This is a genomic window from Ramlibacter sp. AN1133, assembly GCF_037890035.1.
Taxonomy (GTDB): Bacteria; Pseudomonadota; Gammaproteobacteria; order Burkholderiales; family Burkholderiaceae_C; genus Ramlibacter.
Window position 1 is genome coordinate 1 of record NZ_JBBKTQ010000019.1, and the last position, 23,440, is coordinate 23,440.

Here is a 23,440-nt window from a genome sequence, read left to right on the forward strand (position 1 = left end):
CGGGCACTCCTAGGGTAGTTCTGTGGGGAATTGACGTTGACGTAAACGGAATTCTATGCGGCGCGCGCGGCCGACTCTCCGCGACGCATCCTCTCACGCCGGATCGGGATAAAAAAGAACGATCGTTCGATTTTGATTATAGAGGGACTCGCGGGCCCCCCTCGCGTCGGGGGCTGTCCGGGTAATTCAGGACCGGGCCGCTTAGGGCGCCGCCTTACAGTCGCACGCACCCTACAAGGAGTTCGTTGGATGAATTACCGCCTGCTCTCCCTCGCAGCCCTCGTCACCGCCGGTGCCGCCGCGCCGGCCGGCGCGCAGACCGTGCTCACCGCGTCGAGCTGGGTCCCGCCGACCCACGCCCTGAGCGTCGCACAGAAGGAGTGGTGCGACCTCGTCGAGAAGAACAGCGCCGGCAAGGTCAAGTGCAACGTGCTGCCGCGCGCGGTGGCCAACCCGCCGGGCACCTACGACGCGGTGAAGAACGGCCTCGCCGATGTCTCGTTCACCGTGCACGGCTACACGCCCGGGCGCTTCGTGCTCACGCAGATGGCGGAATTCCCCTTCCTCGGCGACGCCGCGGAGCCGCTGTCGGTGGCGTTCAACCGGGTGGCGATGAAGCACCCGCAGTTCGCGCAGGAGCACCAGGGCGTGCACGTGCTGGCGTTCTTCACGCACGGCCCCGGCATCGTGTTCAACACCAAGCACGCGGTCACGAAGCTGCAGGACCTGCAGGGGCTGAAGTGGCGCGTGGGCGGCGGCATGGTCAACGAGATCGCCAAGACGCTGGGCATGAACGTGACGCTCAAGCCCGCGCCCGACTCCTACGAGCTGCTGTCCGGCGGCGTGATGGACGGCACGCTGTTCCCGGCCGAATCGATCGAGTCCTTCAAGATCGACAAGATCATCAAGTACGCGACCACCTTCCCGGGCGGCCTCTACAACACCAGCTTCGTCTTCATGATGAACCCCGCCACCTATGCCAAGCTCGCGCCGGCGGAGAAGAAGGCCGTGGACGACGCCTCGGGCGAGGTCGCCGCGCGCATCATGGGCCGCAACTGGGACAAGGTCGATCGCCGCGCCTACGGCCTCATGCAGGCCAACAACGTGCAGGTCACCAAGGCCGACGCGAAGTTCGTCTCCGACATCAAGGGCAAGACTTCCGCGCTGGAACAGAAGTGGGTCAAGGAGGCCGAGGCCAAGGGCCTGAAGGATGCCGCCAAGGTGCTGGCGGAATTCCGCTCGGAGATCGCCAAGCAGTCGAAGTAAGCGCAGCAACGAGTCTGGTACAAAGGCGGCACCCGGGGCGACCCGGTGCCGCTTTCGTTTGCGCGAACGGCTAGGGGACAAGAAACCACGACATGAACAAGCTCCTGGATCTGCTGTGCGGGCTGCTGTCCGGAATCGCGCTCTTCGCGATCATGGCGCTCACCTTCTTCGACGTGCTGGGGCGCAAGTTCGCCTCGAACTCCATCCCGGGCTCGCTGGAGATGACGGAGCTGCTGATGGTGGTCGTCATCTTCGGTGCGCTGCCGCTCGTGTCGCGGCGCGGCGAGCACGTCGAGTTCGATTCGCTCGATCCCTACCTGCCGGCGTGGGTGCGCCGCGCGCAATGGCTGGTGGTGAACCTGCTGTGCGGCGCCGTGCTGCTGGCGCTCGCGTGGCTGATGTGGCGCACGGGCGGGCAGTTCTCCGAAACCGGCGAGACCACCGCGCAGCTGCAGATCCGCAAGGCGCCCTTCATCTACGGCATGGGCGTGCTGTGCGGCCTGACCGGCCTGGTGCACCTGTGGCTGGTGGGGCACCGGCCGCCGGACCGCGCCGAAGGCGAAGGGACGGCCCTGTGACCGCGGCGCTGCTCGGCTTCGCCGCGATCTTCCTGCTCGCGCTGCTGCGCGTGCCGCTCGCCTTCGCCATGGGCCTGGTGGGCTTCGCCGGCATCGGCCTCACCCGCGGCTGGCTGCCGGCGCTGGCCAGCACGGCGCAGGTCGTGTACGAGACCGGCTTCGCCTACACGCTGTCGGTGATCCCGCTGTTCATCCTGATGGGGAATTTCGTGGCGCGCGCCGGGCTGGCGCACGAACTGTTCGCCGCCGCCTACGCGTTCATCGGCCACCTGCGCGGCGGGCTCGCGCACGCGACGGTCGCCGCCTGCGCCGGCTTCGGCGCGATCTGCGGCTCCTCCATCGCGACGGCGGCCACCATGAGCAAGGTGGCCTATCCGTCCATGCGCAAGCTCGGGTACAGCGACGCGCTCTCCACCGGCGTGATGGCCGCGGGCGGCACCCTCGGCATCATGATCCCGCCGTCCACGATCATGGTGATCTACGGGATCATCACGGAGACGAACATCGGCAAGCTGTTCGCGGCCGGCGTGATCCCGGGCATCCTGACGGCGGCGATGCTGATGCTGGCGATCGTGGTCGTCACCTCGCGCGACCCGGAACACGCGCCGCCCGGCGAGCGCGCTTCCTGGCCGCAGCGCTGGCGCGCGCTGCGCGGGATCTGGGGCGTGCTGGTGCTGGTGCTCGTGGTGCTCGGCGGCATCTACGGCGGCTTCTTCACGGCCACCGAAGGGGCGGGTTTCGGCGCCGCCGGCGCCTTCCTGTTCGCGCTGCTGCGCGGCAAGCTCACGTGGCGCAGCCTCTACGAGGTGCTGGTGGAGTCCGCGCGCACGACGGCGATGCTGTTCGCGCTGCTGATCGCGGCCACGCTGTTCGCCAACTTCGTGAACTTCACGACGCTGCCCGGCGACCTGAAGGACTGGATCACGCACCTGGGGCTGTCGCCGACGATGGTGGTCGTGGCGATGATGGCGATCTACGTGATCCTGGGCACCGTCATGGAGGAACTCACGATGGTGCTGCTGACCATCCCGCTGTTCTTCCCGATCGTGACCTCGCTCGGCTTCGACCCGGTGTGGTTCGGGGTGCTGATCGTGATGATCGTGCAGATCGGCCTGATCTCGCCGCCGGTGGGAATGAACCTGTTCGTGCTGAACGCGCTGCTGCCGAACGTGGGCCTGAACCAGATCTTCCGCGGCTGCTGGCCGTTCGTGCTGGTGATGGTGCTGATGCTCGGGGCGCTGATCGCGTTTCCCCAGTTGAGCCTGTGGCTGCCGTCGTTGATGAAGTGAAGACCGAACTGCCGGACGCAGAGGGCGCAAAGGGTACGCAGAGGACGCAAAAGAAATACCTTTAAAGGGATTCGTTCCTTCTCTTCTCTTGGCTGTCCTTTCGCGTCCTCTGCGTACCCTTTGCGTCCTCTGCGTCCGGCAGTCCGGTTTTACTTCAGCCCGGTGCCCCATCCGTCCCGCGCGCCGGCACCATGTGCACGACCCGCTGCGGATAGGGGATCTCGATCCCCGCCGCGCGCAGGCCCTTGAGCACCCGGATGTTCACCTCCGAAACCACGTTGCCCGAGCCGTTCTGCGGATCCGCGATCCAGAACAGCAGGCGGAACTCCAGGCCGTCGGCGCCGAAGCGCACCAGGTGCACGCCCGGGCCGGGCTCGGCGATCACGCGCGGCGACTCGCGCGCGGCCTCCATCAGGATGCGCCGGACCTCGTCCACGTCCGCGTCGTAGCTGACCGCGACCTCGGTCGTCAGCAGGATCTTCGGGTCGGCCAGCGACAGGTTCTCGATGCGCTCGGTGATCAGCTTCTCGTTGGGCACGATCGACTCGCGGCCGCCGAGCGAGCGGATCAGCGTGTAGCGGGTCTTGATGTCCGCCACCACGCCCTCGAAGTTGTCGACCCGCACCGTGTCGCCGATGCGCAGGCTCCGTTCGGCCAGGATCACGAAACCGCTCACGTAGTTGGCCGCCAGCTTCTGCAGGCCGAAGCCCAGGCCGACCCCCAGCGCGCCACCGAGCACGGACAGCGCGGTGAGGTCGACGCCCACCGCCGACAGCGCGAACAGGAAGCCCACCGTCAGCAGCACGGCGCGGATCGCGTTGCCGGCCACCTTGCGCAGCGACAGGTCCGCCACCGTGTCGCGCAGCACCTTGCGCTCCAGCGCCGCCGAGACCCACAGCGCCAGCACCATCACGAGGCCGGAGGAGAGGGTCCCCTGCACGATTGTCAGCAGGCTGACGTCGGTCTTGCCGAAGGCGAACCGGATGTTCTCCAGCTCCGCCATCACGGCCGGCAGCAGCCCCAGGATCCACAGCGCGGCGGCGAGCCAGGCGACCCACGAGAACAGCCGCTCCACCAGCCGTGCCATGGCCGAATGCGGGAACACCAGCGTGAACACGCGGGCGAGCAGGCGGATGCCGGCCAGCGCCAGCAGCACCGGCACCGCGATGCGCAGCAGCGGCACGGGCTGGAAGCGCCCCTGCACCAGCGCCGCCGTGTAGGTGATCGCCAGCGCCAGCAGCGGGAACAGCAGGCCGTCGATCAGCGCCCGGCCGAACCAGACCGATTCGCCGCGGCGGTTGCGCCCCACCAGCCAGCAGATGCCGTAGGCGACCAGCAGGCTGGCGACCAGCGTGCCGATTTCCCATGGCGTCGCGCCGCGATCGAGGTCGCGGATGAAGCGTCCGAGTTCGTCCATGCCCTCCTCGGGCGCCAGCCCCCTCATGGGGTCCAGCTCGGCTTTCTCTTTTCGGTGAAGGCGGTGACGCCCTCGAGGGCGCAGCTGTCCATCATGTTGGCAGCCATCGTCTGCGCGGCAAGCTGGTACGCCGCCGCTATGCCCATCTCGCGCTGGCGATAGAACAGGTCCTTGCCCATCGCCAGCGCCAGCCGCGGCTTGGCCAGGATGCTGTCGACGAGCCGCGCGATCTGCCCGTCCACCTCGCCCGGTGCGACGGCGTGGTTCACGAGGCCGCGCGCGCTCGCCTGCTCGGCGGAGATGAACTCGCCGGTGACCAGCATCTCCATCGCCTGCTTGGCCGGCACGTTGCGCAGCAGCGGCACGCTGGGCGTGGAGCAGAAGAGGCCGTAGTTGACGCCGCTCACGGCGAAGCGCGCCTCGGTGGAAGCCACCGCCAGGTCGCACTGGGCCACCAGCTGGCAGCCGGCGGCGGTGGCGATGCCGTGCACCCGCGCGATCACCGGCACGGGCAGCTGCTGGATCGCCAGCATCATGCGGCTGCACTGCGCGAACAGCTCCTGGTAGTACGCCAGTTCGGGCCGCGCGATCATTTCCTTGAGGTTGTGGCCGGCGCAAAAGGCCTTGCCGTTGGCAGCCAGCACCACCGCCCGCACGCCTTCGTCGTCCCCCAGGCGCTCGAGCGCGGATTGCAGCGCGGCGATCATTTCCTCCGACAGCGCATTGAAGCTGGCGGGCCGGTTCATGGTCAGCGTGACCACGCCGCGGGCGTCGCGGTCCTCCAGCAGGGCGGCTTCAGACATCGGCCAGCGCCCGCACGTGCGCCTCCACGCTGCGGCCCAGGGCGTCGAGGTTGTAGCCGCCCTCCAGGCAGGAGACGATGCGGCCCTTCGCATGGCGGTGGGCGACCTCGCTGATCCGGCGCGTGATCCAGGCGTAGTCCGCCTCCACCAGGCCGAGCTGGCCCAGGTCGTCCTCCCGGTGGGCGTCGAAACCGGCGCTGATGAAGATCATCTCCGGCCTGAATTCCTCCAGGCGCGGCATCCACAGCGTATCGACGATCTCGCGGATGGCGGGCCCGCGGGTGAACGCGGGCACCGGCACGTTCAGCATGTTCTTCGCCTTGGCGTCCGCGCCGCTGTACGGATAGAACGGGTGCTGGAAGATGCCGACCATCAGCACGCGCTCGTCGCCCGAGAGGATGTCCTCGGTGCCGTTGCCGTGGTGGACGTCGAAATCGACGACGGCCACGCGCTGCAGGCCATGGCGCTCGAGCGCATAGCGCGCGGCGACGGCGACGTTGTTGAAGAAGCAGAAGCCCATCGAGCGGCTGCGGCAGGCGTGGTGCCCGGGCGGGCGGACGGCGCAGAACGCGTTTTCGAGTTCGCCCGCCATCACCGCGTCGGTGGCCGCCATCGCCGCGCCGGCGGCGCGCAGCACCGCGTTCCAGGTGTGGCGGTTCAGGGCCGTGTCGGGGTCGATGTGCAGGTGGTCCATGCCGCCGGCGTCTTCCTGCTCGCGCAGTTCGTCGGCCAGGCCGCGGATGCCGGCGACGTGCATGCGGTCGTGCGCCAGTTCCAGGGTTTCGGTGCTGGCGAGCGGTGCCTCGCGCCGTTCCACCACATCGAGCAGGCGCGAGGCCAGCATGCGGTCCTCGATGGCGTCCAGCCTTTCCGGGCACTCCGGGTGCCCCTGACCCATGTCATGCCGCCTGCAATCCGGGTGCGTATAAAAGCCGGTCTTGTGCATCGCTCGCCTCGGCGCCGTTCGAAATTCGGATAAGGTCGCACTTCATGGAAGCACGACAAAAACTCAAAACGCTCCTCGACCAGCTTAACACGGTGATCGTCGGCAAGCCGTCCCAGGTCCGCGACTGCGTCGCCTGCCTGCTGGCGGGGGGGCACCTCCTGATCGAGGACGTGCCGGGGGTGGGGAAAACGACCCTGGCGCACGCCCTGGCGCGCGCCTTCGGCCTGCAGTTCTCGCGGGTGCAGTTCACGGCGGACCTGATGCCGTCCGACCTTTCGGGCGTCTCGGTGTACGACCGCGGGCGCGAAAGCTTCATCTTCCACCCCGGGCCGATCTTCGCCCAGGTGCTGCTGGCCGACGAGATCAACCGCGCCAGCCCCAAGACGCAGAGCGCGCTGCTGGAGGCCATGGAGGAAAAGCAGGTCACGGTGGAAGGCGAGACGCGCGCCCTGCCCTCGCCCTTCTTCGTGATCGCCACGCAGAACCCGCACGACCAGCTCGGAACCTTCGCCTTGCCCGAGTCGCAGCTGGACCGCTTCCTGATGCGCATCTCGCTCGGCTATCCCGACCGCGCCGCCGAGCGCGCGCTGTATTCGGGCGCCGACCGCCGCGACATGGTGGAGCACCTGGGCAACACGCTGTCGCCGATCGAGCTGCAGGTGCTGCAGCAGCGGGTGCTGGACGTCCACGCGGCCGAGCCGCTGCTGGACTACGTGCAGGACCTGGTGGCCGCCAGCCGGTCGGGCCGCTGGTTCCTGCAGGGGCTGAGCCCGCGCGCCGGCATCGCGGTGATCCGCGCGGCCAAGGCGCAGGCCATGCTGTCCGGCCGCGACTACGTGGCGCCGGACGACGTGCAGGCCATCCTGCCGCAGACGGTGGCGCATCGCCTCATCCCCGTCGGCGACGCGGGTCGGGGCCCGGTGGAGCAGGTTCGCGCGATGATGGAGGCGGTGCCATTGCCATGAAAGAAGCGGTTGAGCGTTCGGCGTTCGGCGTTGCGCGGCCGGGCGCCGGCACGCCCGACGCGCCGCGCCCGGCGTGGGACCTCGCCGAGCACGTGCGCGAGCGCTTCCGCCGCTGGTGGCAGGCGCGGCTGCCGCTGACGGACACGCTCACGCTCACGCAGCGCAATGTCTACATCCTGCCGACGCGGCCCGGCTTCATGCTGGCCGTCACGCTCCTGGTGCTGCTGGTCGGCTCCATCAACTACCAGCTCAATCTGGGCTACCTGCTGACGTTCCTGCTCGCCGGCAGCGCCGCCGTCGGCATGCACGTCTGCCATGCCACCCTGCGCGGGCTCACGCTGATCCTCATGCCGCCGGCGCCGCAGTTCGCCGGCGCCAGCACCACGCTGTCGGTGATCCTGAACAACACGCGGCGCTCGGTGCGGCACGGCATCGGGCTGGCGGTGCTGGATGCCACGCACGAGGACCACTGGACGTGGACCGACGTGCCGGCCGAGGGCAGCTGCACCGTGCAGGTGGCCTTCCGCCCGCAGCGGCGCGGCGTGCATCGCGTGCCGCCGCTGACGGCGGAGACGCGCTTCCCGCTCGGCACCTTCCGCGTCTGGACGGTGTGGCGGCCGGCCGCGCAGGTGCTGGTGTATCCCCAGCCCGAGCCCCACCCGCCGCCCCTGCCCCCGGGCGAGCCGCGCTCGGGCGGCGTGGCCGCGTCGCGCGTGCAGAACAGCGGCGAATTCGAGGGGGTGCGCGCCTACCGGCGTGGCGACCCGCTGAAGCTGGTGGTGTGGAAGAAGGCCGCCAAGTCGCGGGAACTGGTCAGCCGCGACACGATGCAGGCGCAGCGCCACGAGCTCTGGCTGGACGCCGCGCAGACGGCCCTGGCCGATCCCGAGGCCCGCCTGTCGCGCCTGGCCGCCTGGGTGCTGCAGGCGGACAAGCTGGGGCAGGACTACGGGCTGCGCGTCGCCGGCCAGCAGATCCCGCCCGGCGCGGGGGAGGCGCACAAGCGCCGCTGCCTGGAGGTCCTGGCGCTGTGCTGACCGCCGCCGCCCGCGTCGCCACGCTGCCGCGCGACAGCCGCGACACGCTGTTCCTGCTGGCGGTGATCGCCTGGCTGGTGCTGCCGCACGTGGGCTACCTGCCCTGGTGGTGCTCGGTCTTCGTGGCGGCGGTGCTGTTCTGGCGCGCCCGCCTCGCGGTGCAGGCCAGGCCGCTGCCGGGCCGCTGGTGGGTGGTAGGGCTGCTGATCGGCTCGCTCGTCGGCACCTGGTTCACGCACCGCACGCTGCTCGGGCGCGATGCCGGCGTCACGCTCATCGTGGCGCTGCTGGCGCTCAAGACGCTGGAACTGCGGGCCAGGCGCGATGCCTTCGTGGTGTTCTTCCTGGGCTTCTTCACGATGCTCACGAACTTCTTCTTCTCGCAGTCGCTCGCCGTCGCGGGGGCCATGCTGCTCGGGCTGCTGGGGCTGCTGACGGCCCTGGTCAACGCGCACATGCCCGTGGGCCGGCCGCCGCTGCTGGAAGCGGCCCGCACCGCCGGCTGGATGACGCTGCTGGGCGCCCCCGTGATGGCCGTGCTGTTCCTGCTGTTCCCGCGGCTGGCGCCGCTGTGGGGCATCCCGAGCGACGCGATGACCGGACGCAGCGGCCTGTCGGCGCACATGGAGGTCGGCGCCATCGCCGCCCTGGCGCTGGACGACTCCGTGGCCCTGCGCGTCAAGTTCCTCGACCCGCCGCCGCCGCAGCGGGACATGTACTTCCGCGGCCCCGTGCTGACCGATTTCGACGGCCGCGAGTGGCGGCCGCTGCTGGCGCGCCTGGGCACCCGCTTCCCGCCGCTCAGGATCGGCGACCCGCGCCTGAGCGGCCTGGGCGCCCCGGTGCGCTACGAGCTCACGCTGGAGCCGAACAACCGCCCCTGGCTGCTCACGCTCGACGTCCCCATCGCGCCGCCGCGCGCGCCGGGGCTCGAAGTGGCCATGACCAGCGAGCTGCAATGGGTGGCCTCGCGGCCGGTGGTGGACCTGCTGCGCTACGAGGCCGAGAGCTACGTCAACTTCCGCCATGGGCCGCAGACGAGTGCGCTGGTGCTGCCCGAATACCGCCAGCTGCCCGCCGGACTCAATCCGCGCACGATGGAGCTGGCCGCCACGCTGCTGCGCGAGAACCCGCGCGATGCGCCGACGCTCGTGCAGGCCGCGCTGCGGCGGCTGCGCACCGGCGGCTACACCTACACGCTCGAGCCGGGCGTGTACGGGGCGCACACGGCCGACGAATTCTGGTTCGACCGCAAGGAGGGCTTCTGCGAGCACATCGCCTCGGCCTTCGCGGTGCTGATGCGCGCGATGGGCATTCCCGCGCGCATCGTGACGGGCTACCAGGGCGGCGAACTCAACAGCATCGACGGCTTCTGGGTGGTGCGGCAAAGCGACGCGCACGCCTGGACCGAGGTGTTCCTCGACGGCCGCGGCTGGGTGCGCGTGGACCCGACCTCCGCCGTCGCGCCGGGCCGCACCGGCTCGCTGCAGCGCCTGCTGCCGCCGCGGGGCGTGCTGGCGGCCGCGATGGAGACCGTGAACCCGAACCTCTCCGCGATGATGCGCACCGCGTGGGAGGCCCTGAACAACAGCTGGAACCAGTGGGTGCTGAACTACACCCAGAGCCGGCAGCTCAACCTGCTGCGCAACCTGGGCTTCCGCTCGCCCGGGTGGGAAGACCTGGCGCGGCTGCTGATCGGGCTGATCGTCGCCGCCGCCGGCCTGGGCGCGCTGTGGAGCTGGTGGGACCGCCGCCAGCACGACCCCTGGCTGCGCCTGCTGAGCCGCGCGCGCCGGCGCCTGCGCGGCGCGGGGCTGGAGGTCGACCGCGCCACGCCACCGCGGCAAATCGCGAATCTTGTCACGACACGGTTCGGCGCGGATGCGCGACCATTGGCCCAGTGGCTGCTGAAGCTGGAAGCGCAGCGATACGCGCGCACCAGCGAAGCCAGCCTGTCCGCGCTGCGGCGCGAGTTGAAACACATCGCCTGGCCCCGTTGATGCATCTCCTTCGCTTCCTTCCTGCCCTGGTCCTGCTGCTGCCGCTGGCGCTGTTCGCGCAGGGGCCGCAGGCCGCGGGCGACGAACTGGTCGCCGCCGGCAAGGGCCGCGCGGCCCAGCGCGTGAAGGCGCCGCCACAGCGCCGCGGCCCACCCTACGCGGAGCGCGAGGAGGCGATGCGCTTCGGCGACGAACTGGCCGAGCGGCGCAACATCGATCCGGCCTGGGTGCGGCGCATGCTGGGACAGGCGCAGAACCTCGCCGTGGTCTCGCGCCTGATGCAGCCCGCGCCAGCGGCCACCGCCAAGAACTGGGCGCTGTACCGCAGCCGCTTCATCGACCCGGTGCGCATCCGCGCCGGCGTGCGCTTCTGGGAGGAGAACCGCCGCACGCTGGAAGCGGTGGAAACGCAGTACGGCGTGCCGGCGGAGATCATCGTCGGCATCGTGGGCGTGGAGACGATCTACGGCCAGCAGATGGGCGATTTCCGCATCGTCGATGCGCTGGCGACGCTGGCTTTCGATTTCCCTTCCAGCCATCCGCGGGCGGCGGAGCGCGCCAGGTACTTCCAGGGCGAGTTGGAGCAGTTCCTCGCCTTCCACTACGCCGAGAAGACCAGCCCGCTGAAGCCGCGCGGCAGCTACGCCGGCGCCTGGGGCATGCCGCAGTTCATGCCCAGCAGCCTGGCGCGCTGGGGCGTCGACTACGACGGCGACAAGAAGGTGGACCTGGCGGCCAGCCCCGACGACGTGATCGCCTCGGTGGCCAACTACTTCAAGGGCTACGGCTGGACCCCGGGCATGCCGACGCACTACCCGGTGCGGTTCGACAAGGAGAAGCTCGACCTCGATGCCCTGCTGGCGCCGGACATCCTGCCCACGTTCAGCGTGGCCAGCTTCCAGGCCAAGGGCGCCGTGCTGGAGGGCCCGGCGCTGGAGCACAAGGGCCCGCTGGCGCTGATCGAACTGCAGAACGGCGGCGACGCGCCGACCTACGTGGCCGGCACGGAGAACTTCTACGCCATCACGCGCTACAACTGGTCCAGCTATTACGCGATGGCCGTGATCGAGCTGGGGCGCGAGGTGCGGGAAGCGCTCGCGCGCCAGCAGAGCGCGAGCAATCCGTGAGCGCCGCAAGGCCGCCCGAAGGCGCTCGCCCCCTCCGCTTGCGCAGGGGGGAGGCGGCCGCGCAGCAGGCAAGCCTGGGGGAGGCTGGTTCATGACCCTCGGCAACGCGTCGTGGCAGCGGCTCTGGCGCGAGCTGCAGGCGGACCCGGTGCCGAACGGCCTGTACAACCAGCTGGTCGCCGCGTACAGCGAGCCGCACCGTCACTACCACACGCTGCAGCACCTGCGGGCCTGCCTGGCGCACCTGGACGCCGCGGCCTCGCTCGCGCAGCATCCGGCCGAAGTCGAACTGGCGCTGTGGTTCCACGACGCCGTGTACGACCCGCGTTGCGCCGACAACGAGGAACGCAGCGCGGAATGGGCGTGGCGCAGCATCCTGGCCGCCGGCTGCGGCGAGGACGTGGCCCAGCGGGTGCAGGGCCTCGTGCTGGCCACGAAAGGCCACACCGCCGGCGACGATCCGGACGCGCGGCTGCTGCTGGACATCGACCTCGCGATCCTGGGCGCGGCGCCCGCCCGCTTCGACGAGTACGAGGGCCAGATCCGCGCCGAGTACGCCCACCTGGGCGAGCCGCAGTTCCGCACCGGGCGGGCGCGGGTCCTGTCCTCCTTCCTCGCGCGTCCGCGCATCTATCTCACGTCCGCCTTCCACGATGCGCTGGAGCATCGCGCGCGCGAGAACATCGGCCGCAGCCTCGAAGCATTGCAGGGCTGATCCGACGCGGCCGTGCCGCGCGTGGTGCAGGTCACGCGCGGCGGGTTACTTGCGTAACACCGGTTCACCCGCGCCCCGCGCGTGACATCCGCCGCACAGGCGTTGCGTGCCGTCTGGCACATTGAAGACGCCATGAATGAAACGGCCATCAACTTCGACCTGCACGTCGCGCACGAGGCCGACCATGCCCGGGTCAAGGTGGCGGGGCTCCCGTCGTTCGACCAGATGCTGTCGATGATCCACCTGCTGGGCGTGGACAGCGGCGGCTGGGACAGCGACACGCTGCTCGTCGACCTGCGCGAGGTGCGCACGCTCTTCACGCGCGAGGAACAGTTCCGCATCGGGCTGGAGGCCGCCCTGAGCCTGGCGCACCTGCGCAAGGTGGCCTCGCTGGTGCCGCCGGAGCGCATCACGCGCATCAGCGAGAAGGCAGCCCGCCGCAACGGCACCAACGTGCGCGTGTTCGGCGACGAGCAGGCGGCGCTGGCCTGGCTGCGCGCCGCGGGGTAGCCGCCGCGGGATCGCCGCCCTCAGGCGCCGCGCTGCTGCCGCCACGCGAGCAGCGCCTGCCGCACGCGTTCGACCTGCGCCGCGCGCGCCTCCCCGAAGCCGCGGCGGAACAGGCGCGCGGTGGGATACCAGGGCGAGTCCGCGCGATCGAGCAACCAGCGCCAGTCGGCATTGGGCCCGAGCAGGATCCACACCGGCTTGCCCAGCGCGCCCGCGAGATGCGCGATCGCCGTGTCGACGGTGAGCACCAGGTCCATCTGCTCGATCATGGCGGCGCTGTCGCCGAAGTCCTGCCAGTGGGGCGTGAGGTCCACCAGCGCGTCCTGCCCCGCGTCGGTCCACTCGCCGCCTTGCTCCTTCTGCAGGCTGAAGAAGCGCAGGCCGCTCGTGCGGGCGAGCGGCAGCAGCGTCGACAGGGGCATGGAGCGATTGCGGTCGTTCACCTGCACGGGCGAGCCGCACCAGGCCAGGCCGACCTTCACTTCACCCTGCCAGGGCTGCAGGCGCTCGCGCCAGAGCGAGCGCGCGGCCTGCGGCGGGCGCAGGTAAGGCACCTGCGCGGGGAGCGTGTCGAAGGTGGTATCGAGGCGCGCGGCAAGGTCCATGAGCGCAACGTGCCACTGCACGCGCAACTCGCGTCCGGGGACCAGGCAGGCCACGCCGTCGAAGCTGGCCTCCACCAAGGGCACCAGGTCCGGCGGCACCACGGCGCACACCCGCGCGCCGAGCGCCTGCAGCTGCGGCACGAACCGCAGGAACTGCAGGGTGTCGCCGCGGCCCTGCTCCGCGACCACCGCGATGGCCTGTCCCGCCAGCGATGCGGAGGGGCCGGGCCATTCGCCCTCGGCGCGCCAGAAGGCCGGGCGCTTCACGCGCGCATCGCGCCAGCGCTGTTCGTATGCGTGCCAGCCTGCCGGCCACCGGCCGGCCAGCAGCAGCGTGAAGGCCAGGTCGACCTGCGCGGGTACCAGCCCCGGCTGCAGTTCCAGCGCGCGGCGCAATGCGGCCTCGGCTTCGTCGACCCGGTTGAGGTTCAGCAGCGCCGTGCCGAGGATGCGCTGCGCCGCCGCACTGGCGGGTGCGAGCCGCACGGCCTCGCGCGCGTGCGCCAGCGCGCCTTCGCCGTCCTCCAGCCGCCACAGCACGCCCGCCAGGTCGACGTGCGCGTCCACCAGCAAGGGGTCGACGGCCAGCGCCTCGCGGTACGCGGCCGCGGCCTCGGCGATGCGTCCGAGCTGCTCCTCGCAGAAGCCCACGCGCAGCAGGTTCACCGCGGTGCGCAGGCCGAAGCGCTCGCCCAGCTGCAGGTACAGCGGCAAGGCCTGGGCGTGCTGGCCTTGCGCGAGGCACAGGTCTGCCAGCAACTGCATGGGTTCGGCCTGGTCCGGCGCAAGCCGGATCGCATCGCTCAGCCACGCCGCGGCCGACAGCGCCTCGCCGGCGCCCATGCAGGCGCGGGCGAGGCCGACGCGCGCCGGCACCGACAGCGGCTCGCGCTGCAGCCACTGGGCGTAGGCGACCATGGCCTCGCGAAAACGGCCGCCGGCCAGCAGCGCCGCGCCGTCCGCGGCCATCAGGCGGGAATCAGGAAGTCGCGGCTGATGCGCGCGCCCAGGTCGTTGACGCGGTCGAGGAACTGCGTCAGGAAGGCGTGCAGCCCGGTGGCGAGGATCTCGTCGATGTCGCCGTATTGCAGTTCAGCCCGCAGCTTGCCGGCGCGGCGCTGCGTCTCGGTGGACTGCTCGTTGGCCACCATCGCCAGGTTGTGCACCACCTCGTTCATGCTGGCGTGCAGCGAACGCGGCATGTCCGCGCGCAGGATCAGCAGGTCGGCCACGCGCTCGGGCTTGATCACGTCGCGGTACACCTTGCGGTAGATCTCGAAGCCGGAGACGCTGCGCAGGATCGAGCTCCAGTGGTAGAAGTCGTACTCCTGGTCCTTCTCGCTGGCGGCGCCGAAGAAGTCGCTCTGCACCGCGTGGAACTTCACGTCGACGAGCCGCGCCGTGTTGTCGGCCCGCTCCAGGAAGGTGCCCAGGCGCATGAAGTACAGCGCCTCGTCCATCAGCATGGTGCCGACGGTCACGCCGCGCGACAGGTGCGAGCGGAACTTGACCCACTCGAAGAACTGGCCGGGGTCGCGCTCGAACTCGCCGCCGCGCAGCATGCGATTGAGTTCCAGCCAGGTCTGGTTCTGCGTCTCCCAGGCCTCGGTGGTGAGCGAGCCGCGCACCGCGCGCGCGTTCTCGCGCGCCGCCCGCAGGCACGACAGGATGGACGAGGGATTGCTCTCGTCCTTCACCATGAACTGCATGACGCGCTGCGGGTCGACCTCGCCGTGCTTGGCCTGGTAGGCCGGCATCAGCTCGCTGATCGACAGCATGCCCTGCCAGCCGACCTTCGAGACGGCCGCCGACTGGGGCAGCAGCGAGGTCTGGTAGTTCACGTCCAGCATGCGCGCCGTGTTCTCGGCGCGCTCGGTGTAGCGCGCCATCCAGAAGAGGTGGTCGGCGGTCCGTGACAGCATGTTGGTTCTTTTCTCCGCCACTAGACTTCCAGGATCCAGGTGTCCTTGGTGCCGCCCCCCTGGGAGGAGTTGACGACCAGCGAGCCCTCCTTGAGCGCCACGCGCGTGAGGCCGCCGGGCACCATCTGCACTTCCTTGCCCGAAAGCACGAAGGGCCGCAGGTCGATGTGGCGCGGCGCGATGCCCTTCTCCACGAAGGTGGGGCAGCTCGAAAGCGAGAGCGTGGGCTGCGCGATGTAGCCCTCCGGCCGGGCCTGCAGCACCCGGCGGAATTCCTCGATCTCGGCGTTCGTCGCCGCCGGGCCGACCAGCATGCCGTAGCCGCCGGCGCCGTGGACCTCCTTGACGACCAGGTCCTTCAGGTTCGCCAGCACGTACCTGAGGTCCTCCGGGTTGCGGCACTGGTGCGTCGGCACGTTGGAGAGGATCGGCTTTTCCCCGAGGTAGAACTCGATCATCTCCGGCACGTAGGGGTAGATCGACTTGTCGTCGGCCACGCCGGTGCCGATCGCGTTGCACAGCGCCACGTTGCCGGCCTGGTAGGCCTTGAGCAGCCCCGCGCAGCCGAGCGTGGAGGTCGGGCGGAACGCGAGCGGGTCCAGGAAGTCGTCGTCCACGCGGCGGTAGATCACGTCGACCCGCTTGGCGCCGCGCGTGGTGCGCATGTAGACGAAGCTGTCCTTGACGAACAGGTCCTGGCCTTCGACCAGTTCCACGCCCATCTGCTGGGCGAGGAAGGCGTGCTCGAAGTACGCGCTGTTGTACATGCCCGGCGTGAGCACCACGACCGTCGGGTCGTCGGTGGTGGACGGCGCGGAGGCCCGCAGCGTCTCGAGCAGCAGGTCGGGGTAGTGCATGACCGGCGCGACCCGGTAGGCGCTGAACAGGTCGGGGAAGAGCCGCATCATCATCTTGCGGTCTTCCAGCATGTAGCTCACGCCGCTGGGCACGCGCAGGTTGTCTTCCAGCACGTAGTACTCGGCCTGCTGGCCGTCGGGGCGCGGCGCGCGCACGATGTCGATGCCGGCGATGTGCGAATAGATGTTGTTCGGCACGTTCACGCCCATCATCTCGCGGCGGAACTGCGCGTTGCCGATGATCTGCTGCTGCGGCACCAGGCCGGCCTTGACGATCTCCTGCTCGTGGTAGACGTCGTGGATGAAGCGGTTGAGCGCCGTCACGCGCTGCACCAGCCCCTTTTCCATCAGGCGCCATTCGGCGGCGGGGATGATGCGCGGGATGAGGTCGAAGGGGATCAGGCGCTCGGTGCCCGAACCGTCCTCGTCCTTGGCGCCGTACACCGCGAAGGTGATGCCGACGCGCCGGAAGATCATCTCGGCCTCGTCGCGCCGCGAGCGCATCATCTCCTGCGGCTGGCGGCCGAGCCACTCGGCATAGGTGCGGTAATGGTCGCGCACGCCCTGCACCTGCAGCTGCGACATGCCGCCCATGGACTGCGACTGGACCTGGAACGCACCGTCCTGGGGCAGCTGGGCGAACATCTCGTCGAATTTCTGCATGTGTGCGCGTTCTCCGGCTGACAGGATAGCAACTTCCCGGCCATGGCTGGGCCGCGCGGCGCGCGGATCACTGGCCGCCCGTGTCGGCGTCCGCCGCGTCGTGGTGCCAGTAGTGCGGCGCCACCTGGCGCTCGCACTGCAGCACGCGCGCGGTGCGTGAATCCCAGCGCGCTGCACCGCAGCGGGGCGACAGCGCCAGCACGATGCCCCGTTCCTGGTAACGGTGCTGCACCGCCGGCGCCGGATGGCCGAAGCGGTTGCGGTAGCCCGCCTGCACCAGGGCCGCCCAGGGCCGGACCGCTTCGAGGAAGGCCTGGCTGGAGGAGGTGCGGCTGCCATGGTGCGGCACCAGCAGCACGTCGGCCGCGAGCGGCGCGGCGCGCGCCAGCAGCGCCGCTTCCTGCGGCTGCTCGATGTCGCCGGCCAGCAGCGCGCTGGCATGGCCGTTGTCCACCCGCAGCACGCAGCTCATCGCGTTGGGCTTGGCGCGCAGCGCGTAGTCTTCGGCGGCCGGATGCAGGATCTCGAAGTGCACGCCGTCCCAATCCCACTGCTGCCCGGCGTGGCAGCGGGTGGACGGCCGGATCGTCTGCAGGGGATGGGCGTCCTCCAGCGAGCTCAGGAGCCGGGCCGCGGGTTGCATGCGCAGCACGGCCGCCGCACCCCCGGTATGGTCGCTGTCGCGGTGGCTCAGGACCACGAGGTCCACCGTCTCGCCGCCGGCGCGCAGCAGCGGCACCAGCACCCGCTGGCCGGCGTCCGTCTCGCGGCTGTAGCCCGGGCCGGCGTCGTACACCAGCGTGTGCGTGGCCGTGCGCACGAGGACGGCGTTGCCTTGCCCGACATCGGCGGCGAGCAACTCGAATTCGCCCGCCGGCGGCCGCGGCGCCTGCCACAGCAGCACGGGCAGCATCAGCGGCACGCCCAGCAGGCGCAGCGACGGTGCCACGCGTGCGGCCAGCAGCAGGCCGCCCGCCACGCCGGCGGCACCCGCCCACAGCGGCGGCGCCGGCGCCGACCAGGTGGCGAAGGGCAGTTCCGCCAGCACGCGCAGGAAGGCGCCGAGCAGGTCCAGGGCTTGCGCGGCCACGTTCCACAGCGGCGCGAGCAGCACGCCGGCCAGGCCGAGAGGCGTCACCACCAGCGTCACCCACGGGATCGCGACGAGGTTCGCGAGCAGGCCCACCAGCGACACCTGGCCGAACAGCAGCAGCGACAGCGGCGTGAGGGCGACCGTCACCACCCACTGCTCGCGCGCCAGGGAGACGATCGCCCTTGCGAGGCGCGCCAGCGCTCCGCCCGGCGCGGCGCGGCCGCTGCTCGCCGCCGCCGGCCCGCTTGCGAACAGCACCCCCACGGCCACGAAGCTGAGCCAGAAGCCGGCCTGCGTGAGCGCCCAGGGGTCGATCGCCACCACCGTGGCGCACGCCAGCAGCCACACGTGCGGCCAGGGCCAGTCGCGCGCACCCAGCCGCAGCAGGCCGACGGCGGACAGCATGAACACGGTGCGCTGCGCGGGCACCCCCCAGCCGCTGAACAGGGCATAGGCCGCCGCCAGCAGGATGCCGCCGGCGAGCCCCGCATGCTGCGCCGGCCAGGCCAGGCACAGGCGCGCGCTGCGCCGCCACAGGCGCCCCACCAGCGCGGCCGCGGCCCAGGCGAACATCGTGACGTGCAGGCCCGAGATGCTCATGAGGTGGGCCACGCCGGTGGCACGGAACACGTCCCAGTCGGCGCGCTCGATCGCGCCCTGGTCGCCCACGATGAGCGCGGCCAGCACGCCGGCCAGGCGCGCATCGCTCACCTGCGCGTAGATCGCATCGCGCACCGCGTGGCGCGCCTGCTCCACCGGATGCGCCCAAGTCGCCGCGATGCGCAGCGGCGGCGGATCGCGCAGCCCCGCGCGCACGTAGCCGGTGGCCTGGATGCCCTGCTCCCACAGCCACAGCTCGTAGTCGAAGCCTTGCGGATTGACGTGGCCGTGCGGCGCCTTCAGGCGCACCGTCCATTGCCAGCGTTCGCCCGGGCGCACGTCGGCCGGCAGGCGCTCCAGTGCCACCGTGCCGTCGCCGGCCGCATCGGGACCGCCATACCAGCCCAGCATGATCTGCGGCGGCAGCACGATGGCGCGGCCCTGCAGCTGCGCGGCTTCCGGCTCGAAGCGAAAGCGCAGGCCCGCCTCGTTGCGATGCGGCATGCTCGCGACGATGCCGGTGAGCTGGAGGTCGAGTCCTTCGAGTGCAGGGGCCAGCCGCGTGCCGATGAAGGACGCTGCGCGCCAGCCGGCGACGCTGGCGGAGAGCGTGGCCGCGAGCAGCAGGAGGGCAGCGGTGCGCGAGGCGCCGCGCAGGCGGGAGAAGGCGATCGGCAGCAGCAGGCCCGCGAAGACGGCGCCGGACGCGTACCACGCCAGCGGCCACAGGCGGGGCTGCTGCAATTGCAGGGCGGCACCGAGCACCACGCCCAGCAGCAGGGGCGCGAGGGCGGAACCGGGTCGCGCGGCCGCGGGGAGGGTCACACCCGATCAACGCATGAAGGGGCCGGGCGGTGGAATGCGGAGCTCCTCCAGATGGGGGAGCGGAGTGCCCCCACCCCCGCCCTCCCCCGGAGGGGGAGGGAGTCAAGTCACGTGCCCTCCCCACAGCGGGAGGAGTCAAGTCACGTGCCCTCCCCACAGCGGGAGGAGTCAAGCCACGTGCCCTCCCCGCAGCGGGAGGAAGTCAGGCCGCACGCCTTCCCCGCAGGGAAGCGAGTCAGGACAGCGCCAGGGCCTCCAGGCGGCCGGCGATGTCGGGCAGGGACGCGACCTCGTTGACGCCGCCGGCGGCGATGGCCTGGCGGGGCATGCCGAAGACGACGCAGCTCGCCTCGTCCTGGGCGATGTTGTAGGCGCCGCAGCGGCTCATCTCCAGCATCGCGTCGGCGCCGTCGCCGCCCATGCCGGTGAGCATCACGCCGATGGCCTGGTGGCCGGCGGCCTTGGCGATCGATCGGAACAGCGTGTCCACCGAGGGCCGGTGGCGGTTCACCGGCGGGTCGTCGGTCACGCGCAGCGAGTAGCCGCTGCCGCGCCGCACCAGCAGCAGGTGGCGCCCGCCCGGGGCGATGTAGGCCACGCCGCCGTGCACCGGCTCGCCGTCCTCGGCCTGCTTCACGTGGATGCGGCACAGCGTGTCCAGGCGCCGCGCGAAGGTTTCCGTGAAGCCGGGCGGCATGTGCTGCGCGATCACGATCGGCGGCATCGAGGAGGGCAGGTGCGTCAGCACGTCGCGCAGCGCCTCCACGCCGCCGGTGGACGCGCCGATGCCGATCACGCGGTGCAGCGCCACGGGCACCGACTGCAGCAGCGGCGCGGGGCGCGACTTCTGCGCCGGCTGCGCCAGCATCGGCCGCCGGCGGCTCACGCGCGCGCCGGCCGCCGCGCGGATCTTGTCGGCGATCTCCTGGGCGTTCTGTTCGAGCTGGTCGTAGCTGGCCGGCTTGGGGATGAAGTCCACCGCGCCGAGTTCCAGCGCCTTCATGGTGGTCTCGGCGCCCTCGCGCGTGAGCGACGAGATCATGATGACGGGCAGCGGCCGCACCATCATCAGGTTGCGCAGGAAGTCGAGGCCGTTCATGCGCGGCATCTCGACGTCGAGCGTGATCACGTCCGGCGGCGTGCGGCGGATGCGGTCGATGGCCAGCAACGGATCGGGCGAGGCGCCCAGCAGCTCCATGTCGGGCTGCGAGGCCACGACGCGGCTCAGGAAGGCCCGCATCACCGCGGAGTCGTCGACGATGAGGACGCGGATCATCGCGGGGGCTTGAAGATTTCGATCTCGCCGCCGGACTTCGTGTCCAGCCGCGACAGGTATTCGCGCTCGCGCCGCTGCACCGTCTCGCTCGGCGACAGCGCCAGGCGCTTGACCTGCACCTTGCCGCTGTCGACGAAGAAGTGCACCTTGCGCGGGCACACGTCCAGCAGGTCCTTGGCGAGGATGCGGATGCCCTCCACGCGCAGGAATTCGAGCACGAACTCGCAGTTCTTGGCGCCGACGTCCAGCCGCTCGAAGCCGGCCAGCAGCCGCGCGCCGCCGAACACCTTGGCCACCATCCGGCGGCGGTCGGCGCCGAGGTGGATCATCTCGTTGATCAGCACTTCCATCGCGTACACGCCGAAGCGCGCCGAGGCGGCCCAGGGCGAGTCGGGATGCGCGGTGTCGCCGGGCAGCATGAAGTGGTTCATGCCGCCGATGCGCTCGATCGGGTCCCACAGGCAGGTCGACACGCAGGAACCGAGCACCGTCGTCACCGCGCCGCCGCGCGCGGCGTGGTACTGGCCCGGCAGGATCTTGACCGTCTCGACCTGGAACTCGCGGTCGAAATAGCGCAGGGGTTCGCCGGCGTCGTTGGTGTTGTTCAGGACAGCGTTCAAGAACCCACCCGTTCGTAGGCCGTGCGGCCGCACGAGCGGAAGCCGCCATGCGCCGACGGGAAGCTTTCGGAATGGCCGACCATCAGCAGCCCGCCCGGCACCAGCAGGTCGGCGAAGCGCGCGAGCAGCTTCTTCTGCACCTCGCGGTCGAAGTAGATCACCACGTTGCGGCAGAAGATCACGTCGTAGGGTTCCTGCGCCGGCCACACCGGCGACTGCAGGTTCAGTTGCCCGAAGCGCACCATCTGGCGCAGCTCGGGCCGCATGCTCACCAGCCCCTCGTTGGCCCCGGAGCCGCGCAGGAAGTGCTTGCGCAGCCGCTCGGGCGTGAGCGCGGCGGCGCGCTCCATGCGGTAGATGCCCGATTGCGCCGTCTGCAGCACCTCGGTGTCGATGTCGGTGCCCAGCACGCTGCCGGCGCACTGCGCCTCGCGCAGCACCATCGCGATCGACCACGCCTCCTCGCCGGTGGAGCAGGCGCTGCTCCAGCAGCGCAGCGGCGCGCCGCGCTGCTGCGCGCGCGTGCGGGCGCGTTCCAGCAGCATGTCGAAGTGGTGCGGCTCGCGGAAGAAGGCCGTGAGGTTGGTCGTGAGAGCATTGACGAAGGCCTCGCGTTCGTCGGAGCCTTCGCGCTGCACGAGCTCCAGGTACTCGCCGAAGCTGGCCAGGCCGCGCGCCCGCAGCCGCCGCTGCAGGCGGTTGTAGACCATGTTGCGCTTCTGCGGGCTGAGCTTGATGCCGGCGTACTGGGCGATCAGGTGGCGCACGGTGCCGAACTCGCGCTCGCCCAGCAGCGAAGCCGCATCCACCAGCGGCAGGTCGGCGATCGGCGCTCGCGCGGGGGATTCGGTCGAGCGCAGGGACTGCAATTTCACGCTCAGAACTCCGTCCACTCCCCGGCCTGTTCACGCGCTCGGGCCGGCGCGGCGGGGCGGTCCGCGGCCGGCACGGGTGCCGGTCGCACGCGGATGCCCGGTGCGGCCACGCGCGCGGGCGCCACCGGGAGGGCCGCCTTCGCTTCAGCCTGCACCGGGGCCTGCGCAGCCGGCGCCGGCTGCGCGGCTGCCGGGGCGCCGGCGAGGCGGAAGCGCGAGGCCATCTTCAGCAACTCGGCCGCCTGCACGTTCATGCTCTCGGTGGCGTGCGAAGCCTGTTCCACCATGGAGGCATTGCGTTCCACCACGCGCTGCATCTGCGTGACGGCGGTGTTCACCTGGCCGATGCCGGCGCTCTGCTCCTGGCTCGCCTGCGCGATCTCGGCGATGAGGCCGCTGACCTTTTCCACCGACATCACCACCTCCACCATGGTGTGGCCGGCGGCGTCCACCAGGCTGGAGCCGGCGTTGACCTTGTCGACCGAGGCGCCGATCAGGCCCTTGATCTCGCGCGCCGCCGCGGCGCTGCGCTGCGCCAGGCTGCGCACTTCGGCAGCGACCACCGCGAAGCCACGGCCCTGCTCGCCCGCCCGTGCCGCCTCCACCGCCGCATTGAGCGCCAGGATGTTGGTCTGGAAGGCGATGCCGTCGATCACGCCGATGATCTCGGTGATCTTGCGCGAGGCGTCGGAGATCTCGTCCATCGTGCGCACGACCTGGTCCACGGCCTGGCCGCCCTTGCGTGCCACCGCCGAGGCCGCCAGCGCGAGCTGGCTGGCTTCGCGCGCGTGGTCCGCGTTCTGGGCCACGGTGGACGTGAGCTCCTCCAGCGAACTGGCCGTTTCCTCCAGCGTGCTGGCCTGCTCCTCGGTGCGCTGCGACAGCTCCAGGTTGCCCTGCACGATCTGGCTGCTGGTGCCGTTGACGGTGTGCGCGCCGTGCACCACGCTGCCCAGCACGCTGCGCAGGCTTTCGGTCATTTCCGCCAGCGCGCGCATCAACTGCGCCGCCTCGTCGCTGCCGCCGGTGCGCACCCGCACCGTGAGGTCGCCGCCGGCGACACGCTGCGCGATCTTGGCGGCCACGCGCACGGGCTTGACGATGTGCACGGTCAGCGGATAGCACAGGGCGAAGGCCAGCACCACCACGACGATGGCGAAGCCGACCACCACGGTCTGCGCGGAAGCGAGCGCGCCCTGCAGCGCCGCGGCGCCCGGCTGCGCCGACGCCACCTCGGCGAGCCGCTGCAGTTGCCACCAGGCGATCGCGCCCTGCACGCCCAGCACGGCGGCGATCGACAGGAATGCCGCCGTCAGGCGCGTGCGGATGGTGGAGCGGCGGAAGAAGCCGAGCGCCGCCCGGTCGATCTCGTGCTGGACCTGAGTCTGGGTCAAAGGGGAATCCTCCTCGAACCTGCCAGGGCCGCCCAGGACGCCCGCATCGCGCGCGCC

20 protein-coding genes are annotated in these 23,440 nt (G+C 70.8%); 9 read left to right on the forward strand and 11 right to left on the reverse strand.

Annotated elements, in window-relative coordinates:
- The first annotated feature begins 249 nt into the window (after positions 1 to 249).
- From WG923_RS21905 to WG923_RS21915, 3 genes are all read left to right on the forward strand, one after another.
- Complete coding sequence (locus WG923_RS21905; protein ID WP_340353128.1) at positions 250 to 1,266, forward strand: TRAP transporter substrate-binding protein; 1,017 nt, start codon at positions 250 to 252, stop codon at positions 1,264 to 1,266.
- Positions 1,267 to 1,358: 92 nt separating this feature from the next.
- Complete coding sequence (locus WG923_RS21910) at positions 1,359 to 1,844, forward strand: TRAP transporter small permease (RefSeq protein WP_340353129.1); 486 nt, start codon at positions 1,359 to 1,361, stop codon at positions 1,842 to 1,844.
- The gene (locus WG923_RS21915) at positions 1,841 to 3,133 is read left to right on the forward strand and encodes a TRAP transporter large permease (RefSeq protein ID WP_340353130.1); all 1,293 of its coding nucleotides are present in this window, start codon (positions 1,841 to 1,843) and stop codon (positions 3,131 to 3,133) included. Before WG923_RS21910 ends, WG923_RS21915 begins: the two co-directional genes overlap by 4 nt.
- Before the next feature lie 154 nt (positions 3,134 to 3,287).
- Here WG923_RS21915 and WG923_RS21920 read toward each other — a convergent pair whose 3' ends face one another.
- The 3 genes from WG923_RS21920 to WG923_RS21930 are packed head-to-tail and all read right to left on the reverse strand — an operon-like array spanning position 3,288 to position 6,299.
- Complete coding sequence (locus tag WG923_RS21920; protein WP_340353131.1) at positions 3,288 to 4,550, reverse strand: mechanosensitive ion channel family protein; 1,263 nt, start codon at positions 4,548 to 4,550, stop codon at positions 3,288 to 3,290.
- 23 nt (positions 4,551 to 4,573) lie between these two features.
- Entirely contained in the window at positions 4,574 to 5,353 is a 780-nt protein-coding gene (locus WG923_RS21925) for an enoyl-CoA hydratase (RefSeq protein WP_340353132.1), read from the reverse strand.
- A complete protein-coding gene (locus WG923_RS21930) occupies positions 5,346 to 6,299 on the reverse strand; it encodes a histone deacetylase family protein (RefSeq protein WP_340353133.1) in 954 nt (317 codons plus the stop codon). Before WG923_RS21930 ends, WG923_RS21925 begins: the two co-directional genes overlap by 8 nt.
- 44 nt (positions 6,300 to 6,343) lie before the next feature.
- Between WG923_RS21930 and WG923_RS21935 the strand changes: the two genes are divergently transcribed.
- The 6 genes from WG923_RS21935 (at position 6,344) to WG923_RS21960 (ending at position 12,653) form a co-directional block, all read left to right on the forward strand.
- Complete coding sequence (locus tag WG923_RS21935; RefSeq protein ID WP_340353134.1) at positions 6,344 to 7,264, forward strand: AAA family ATPase; 921 nt, start codon at positions 6,344 to 6,346, stop codon at positions 7,262 to 7,264.
- Complete coding sequence (locus WG923_RS21940) at positions 7,261 to 8,301, forward strand: DUF58 domain-containing protein (RefSeq protein WP_340353135.1); 1,041 nt, start codon at positions 7,261 to 7,263, stop codon at positions 8,299 to 8,301. Before WG923_RS21935 ends, WG923_RS21940 begins: the two co-directional genes overlap by 4 nt.
- On the forward strand, positions 8,295 to 10,301 hold the full coding sequence (locus WG923_RS21945; RefSeq protein WP_340353136.1) for a transglutaminase family protein: 2,007 nt from the start codon (positions 8,295 to 8,297) through the stop codon (positions 10,299 to 10,301). Before WG923_RS21940 ends, WG923_RS21945 begins: the two co-directional genes overlap by 7 nt.
- Positions 10,301 to 11,428: a lytic murein transglycosylase B gene (mltB, locus tag WG923_RS21950; RefSeq protein WP_445322959.1), complete on the forward strand. Its 1,128-nt coding sequence runs from the start codon at positions 10,301 to 10,303 to the stop codon at positions 11,426 to 11,428. The genes WG923_RS21945 and mltB overlap by 1 nt, the downstream gene beginning before the upstream one ends.
- Positions 11,429 to 11,519: 91 nt before the next feature.
- Entirely contained in the window at positions 11,520 to 12,143 is a 624-nt protein-coding gene (locus tag WG923_RS21955) for an HD domain-containing protein (protein ID WP_340353137.1), read from the forward strand.
- A 132-nt stretch (positions 12,144 to 12,275) separates the two neighbouring features.
- Positions 12,276 to 12,653, forward strand: a complete 378-nt coding sequence (locus tag WG923_RS21960) for a SpoIIAA family protein (RefSeq protein ID WP_340353138.1) — start codon at positions 12,276 to 12,278, stop codon at positions 12,651 to 12,653.
- A 20-nt stretch (positions 12,654 to 12,673) separates the two neighbouring features.
- Here the strand turns inward: WG923_RS21960 and WG923_RS21965 are convergent, their stop codons facing one another.
- The 8 genes from WG923_RS21965 to WG923_RS22000 all read right to left on the reverse strand — a co-directional run bounded on the left by WG923_RS21965 (position 12,674) and on the right by WG923_RS22000 (position 23,383).
- Positions 12,674 to 14,227 (reverse strand): tetratricopeptide repeat protein, encoded by a 1,554-nt coding sequence (locus WG923_RS21965; protein ID WP_340353139.1) that lies wholly within the window; start codon positions 14,225 to 14,227, stop codon positions 12,674 to 12,676.
- Positions 14,227 to 15,180, reverse strand: coding sequence for an alpha-E domain-containing protein (locus tag WG923_RS21970; RefSeq protein WP_340353140.1), 954 nt, complete (start codon positions 15,178 to 15,180; stop codon positions 14,227 to 14,229). The genes WG923_RS21965 and WG923_RS21970 overlap by 1 nt, the downstream gene beginning before the upstream one ends.
- A gap of 20 nt (positions 15,181 to 15,200) precedes the next feature.
- Positions 15,201 to 16,700, reverse strand: a complete 1,500-nt coding sequence (locus WG923_RS21975) for a circularly permuted type 2 ATP-grasp protein (RefSeq protein WP_340353141.1) — start codon at positions 16,698 to 16,700, stop codon at positions 15,201 to 15,203.
- A 67-nt stretch (positions 16,701 to 16,767) separates the two neighbouring features.
- Positions 16,768 to 19,218 carry a DNA internalization-related competence protein ComEC/Rec2 gene (locus WG923_RS21980; RefSeq protein WP_340353142.1) on the reverse strand — a complete coding sequence of 817 codons (2,451 nt, stop codon included), beginning with the start codon at positions 19,216 to 19,218 and terminating at the stop codon, positions 16,768 to 16,770.
- A 235-nt stretch (positions 19,219 to 19,453) separates the two neighbouring features.
- Positions 19,454 to 20,494 carry a protein-glutamate methylesterase/protein-glutamine glutaminase gene (locus WG923_RS21985; RefSeq protein WP_340353143.1) on the reverse strand — a complete coding sequence of 347 codons (1,041 nt, stop codon included), beginning with the start codon at positions 20,492 to 20,494 and terminating at the stop codon, positions 19,454 to 19,456.
- Entirely contained in the window at positions 20,491 to 21,102 is a 612-nt protein-coding gene (gene cheD, locus WG923_RS21990; RefSeq protein ID WP_340353247.1) for a chemoreceptor glutamine deamidase CheD, read from the reverse strand. The genes WG923_RS21985 and cheD overlap by 4 nt, the downstream gene beginning before the upstream one ends.
- A gap of 8 nt (positions 21,103 to 21,110) precedes the next feature.
- The gene (locus WG923_RS21995) at positions 21,111 to 21,989 is read right to left on the reverse strand and encodes a CheR family methyltransferase (protein WP_340353144.1); all 879 of its coding nucleotides are present in this window, start codon (positions 21,987 to 21,989) and stop codon (positions 21,111 to 21,113) included.
- Between the two features lie 2 nt (positions 21,990 to 21,991).
- On the reverse strand, positions 21,992 to 23,383 hold the full coding sequence (locus tag WG923_RS22000) for a methyl-accepting chemotaxis protein (RefSeq protein ID WP_340353145.1): 1,392 nt from the start codon (positions 23,381 to 23,383) through the stop codon (positions 21,992 to 21,994).
- Between the last annotated feature and the right edge of the window lie 57 nt (positions 23,384 to 23,440).

Coding starts and splice junctions, on each gene's coding strand:
- WG923_RS21960 (WP_340353138.1), top strand. CDS start 12,276: ATGAATGAAACGGCCATCAACTTCGACCTGCACGTCGCGCACGAGGCC.
- WG923_RS21955 (WP_340353137.1), top strand. CDS start 11,520: ATGACCCTCGGCAACGCGTCGTGGCAGCGGCTCTGGCGCGAGCTGCAG.
- WG923_RS21930 (WP_340353133.1), bottom strand. CDS start 6,299: ATGCACAAGACCGGCTTTTATACGCACCCGGATTGCAGGCGGCATGAC.
- WG923_RS21975 (WP_340353141.1), bottom strand. CDS start 16,700: ATGCAGAAATTCGACGAGATGTTCGCCCAGCTGCCCCAGGACGGTGCG.
- mltB (WP_445322959.1), top strand. CDS start 10,301: ATGCATCTCCTTCGCTTCCTTCCTGCCCTGGTCCTGCTGCTGCCGCTG.
- WG923_RS21910 (WP_340353129.1), top strand. CDS start 1,359: ATGAACAAGCTCCTGGATCTGCTGTGCGGGCTGCTGTCCGGAATCGCG.
- WG923_RS21935 (WP_340353134.1), top strand. CDS start 6,344: ATGGAAGCACGACAAAAACTCAAAACGCTCCTCGACCAGCTTAACACG.
- WG923_RS21920 (WP_340353131.1), bottom strand. CDS start 4,550: ATGGACGAACTCGGACGCTTCATCCGCGACCTCGATCGCGGCGCGACG.
- WG923_RS21965 (WP_340353139.1), bottom strand. CDS start 14,227: ATGGCCGCGGACGGCGCGGCGCTGCTGGCCGGCGGCCGTTTTCGCGAG.
- WG923_RS21970 (WP_340353140.1), bottom strand. CDS start 15,180: ATGCTGTCACGGACCGCCGACCACCTCTTCTGGATGGCGCGCTACACC.
- WG923_RS21940 (WP_340353135.1), top strand. CDS start 7,261: ATGAAAGAAGCGGTTGAGCGTTCGGCGTTCGGCGTTGCGCGGCCGGGC.
- WG923_RS21925 (WP_340353132.1), bottom strand. CDS start 5,353: ATGTCTGAAGCCGCCCTGCTGGAGGACCGCGACGCCCGCGGCGTGGTC.
- WG923_RS21905 (WP_340353128.1), top strand. CDS start 250: ATGAATTACCGCCTGCTCTCCCTCGCAGCCCTCGTCACCGCCGGTGCC.
- WG923_RS21985 (WP_340353143.1), bottom strand. CDS start 20,494: ATGATCCGCGTCCTCATCGTCGACGACTCCGCGGTGATGCGGGCCTTC.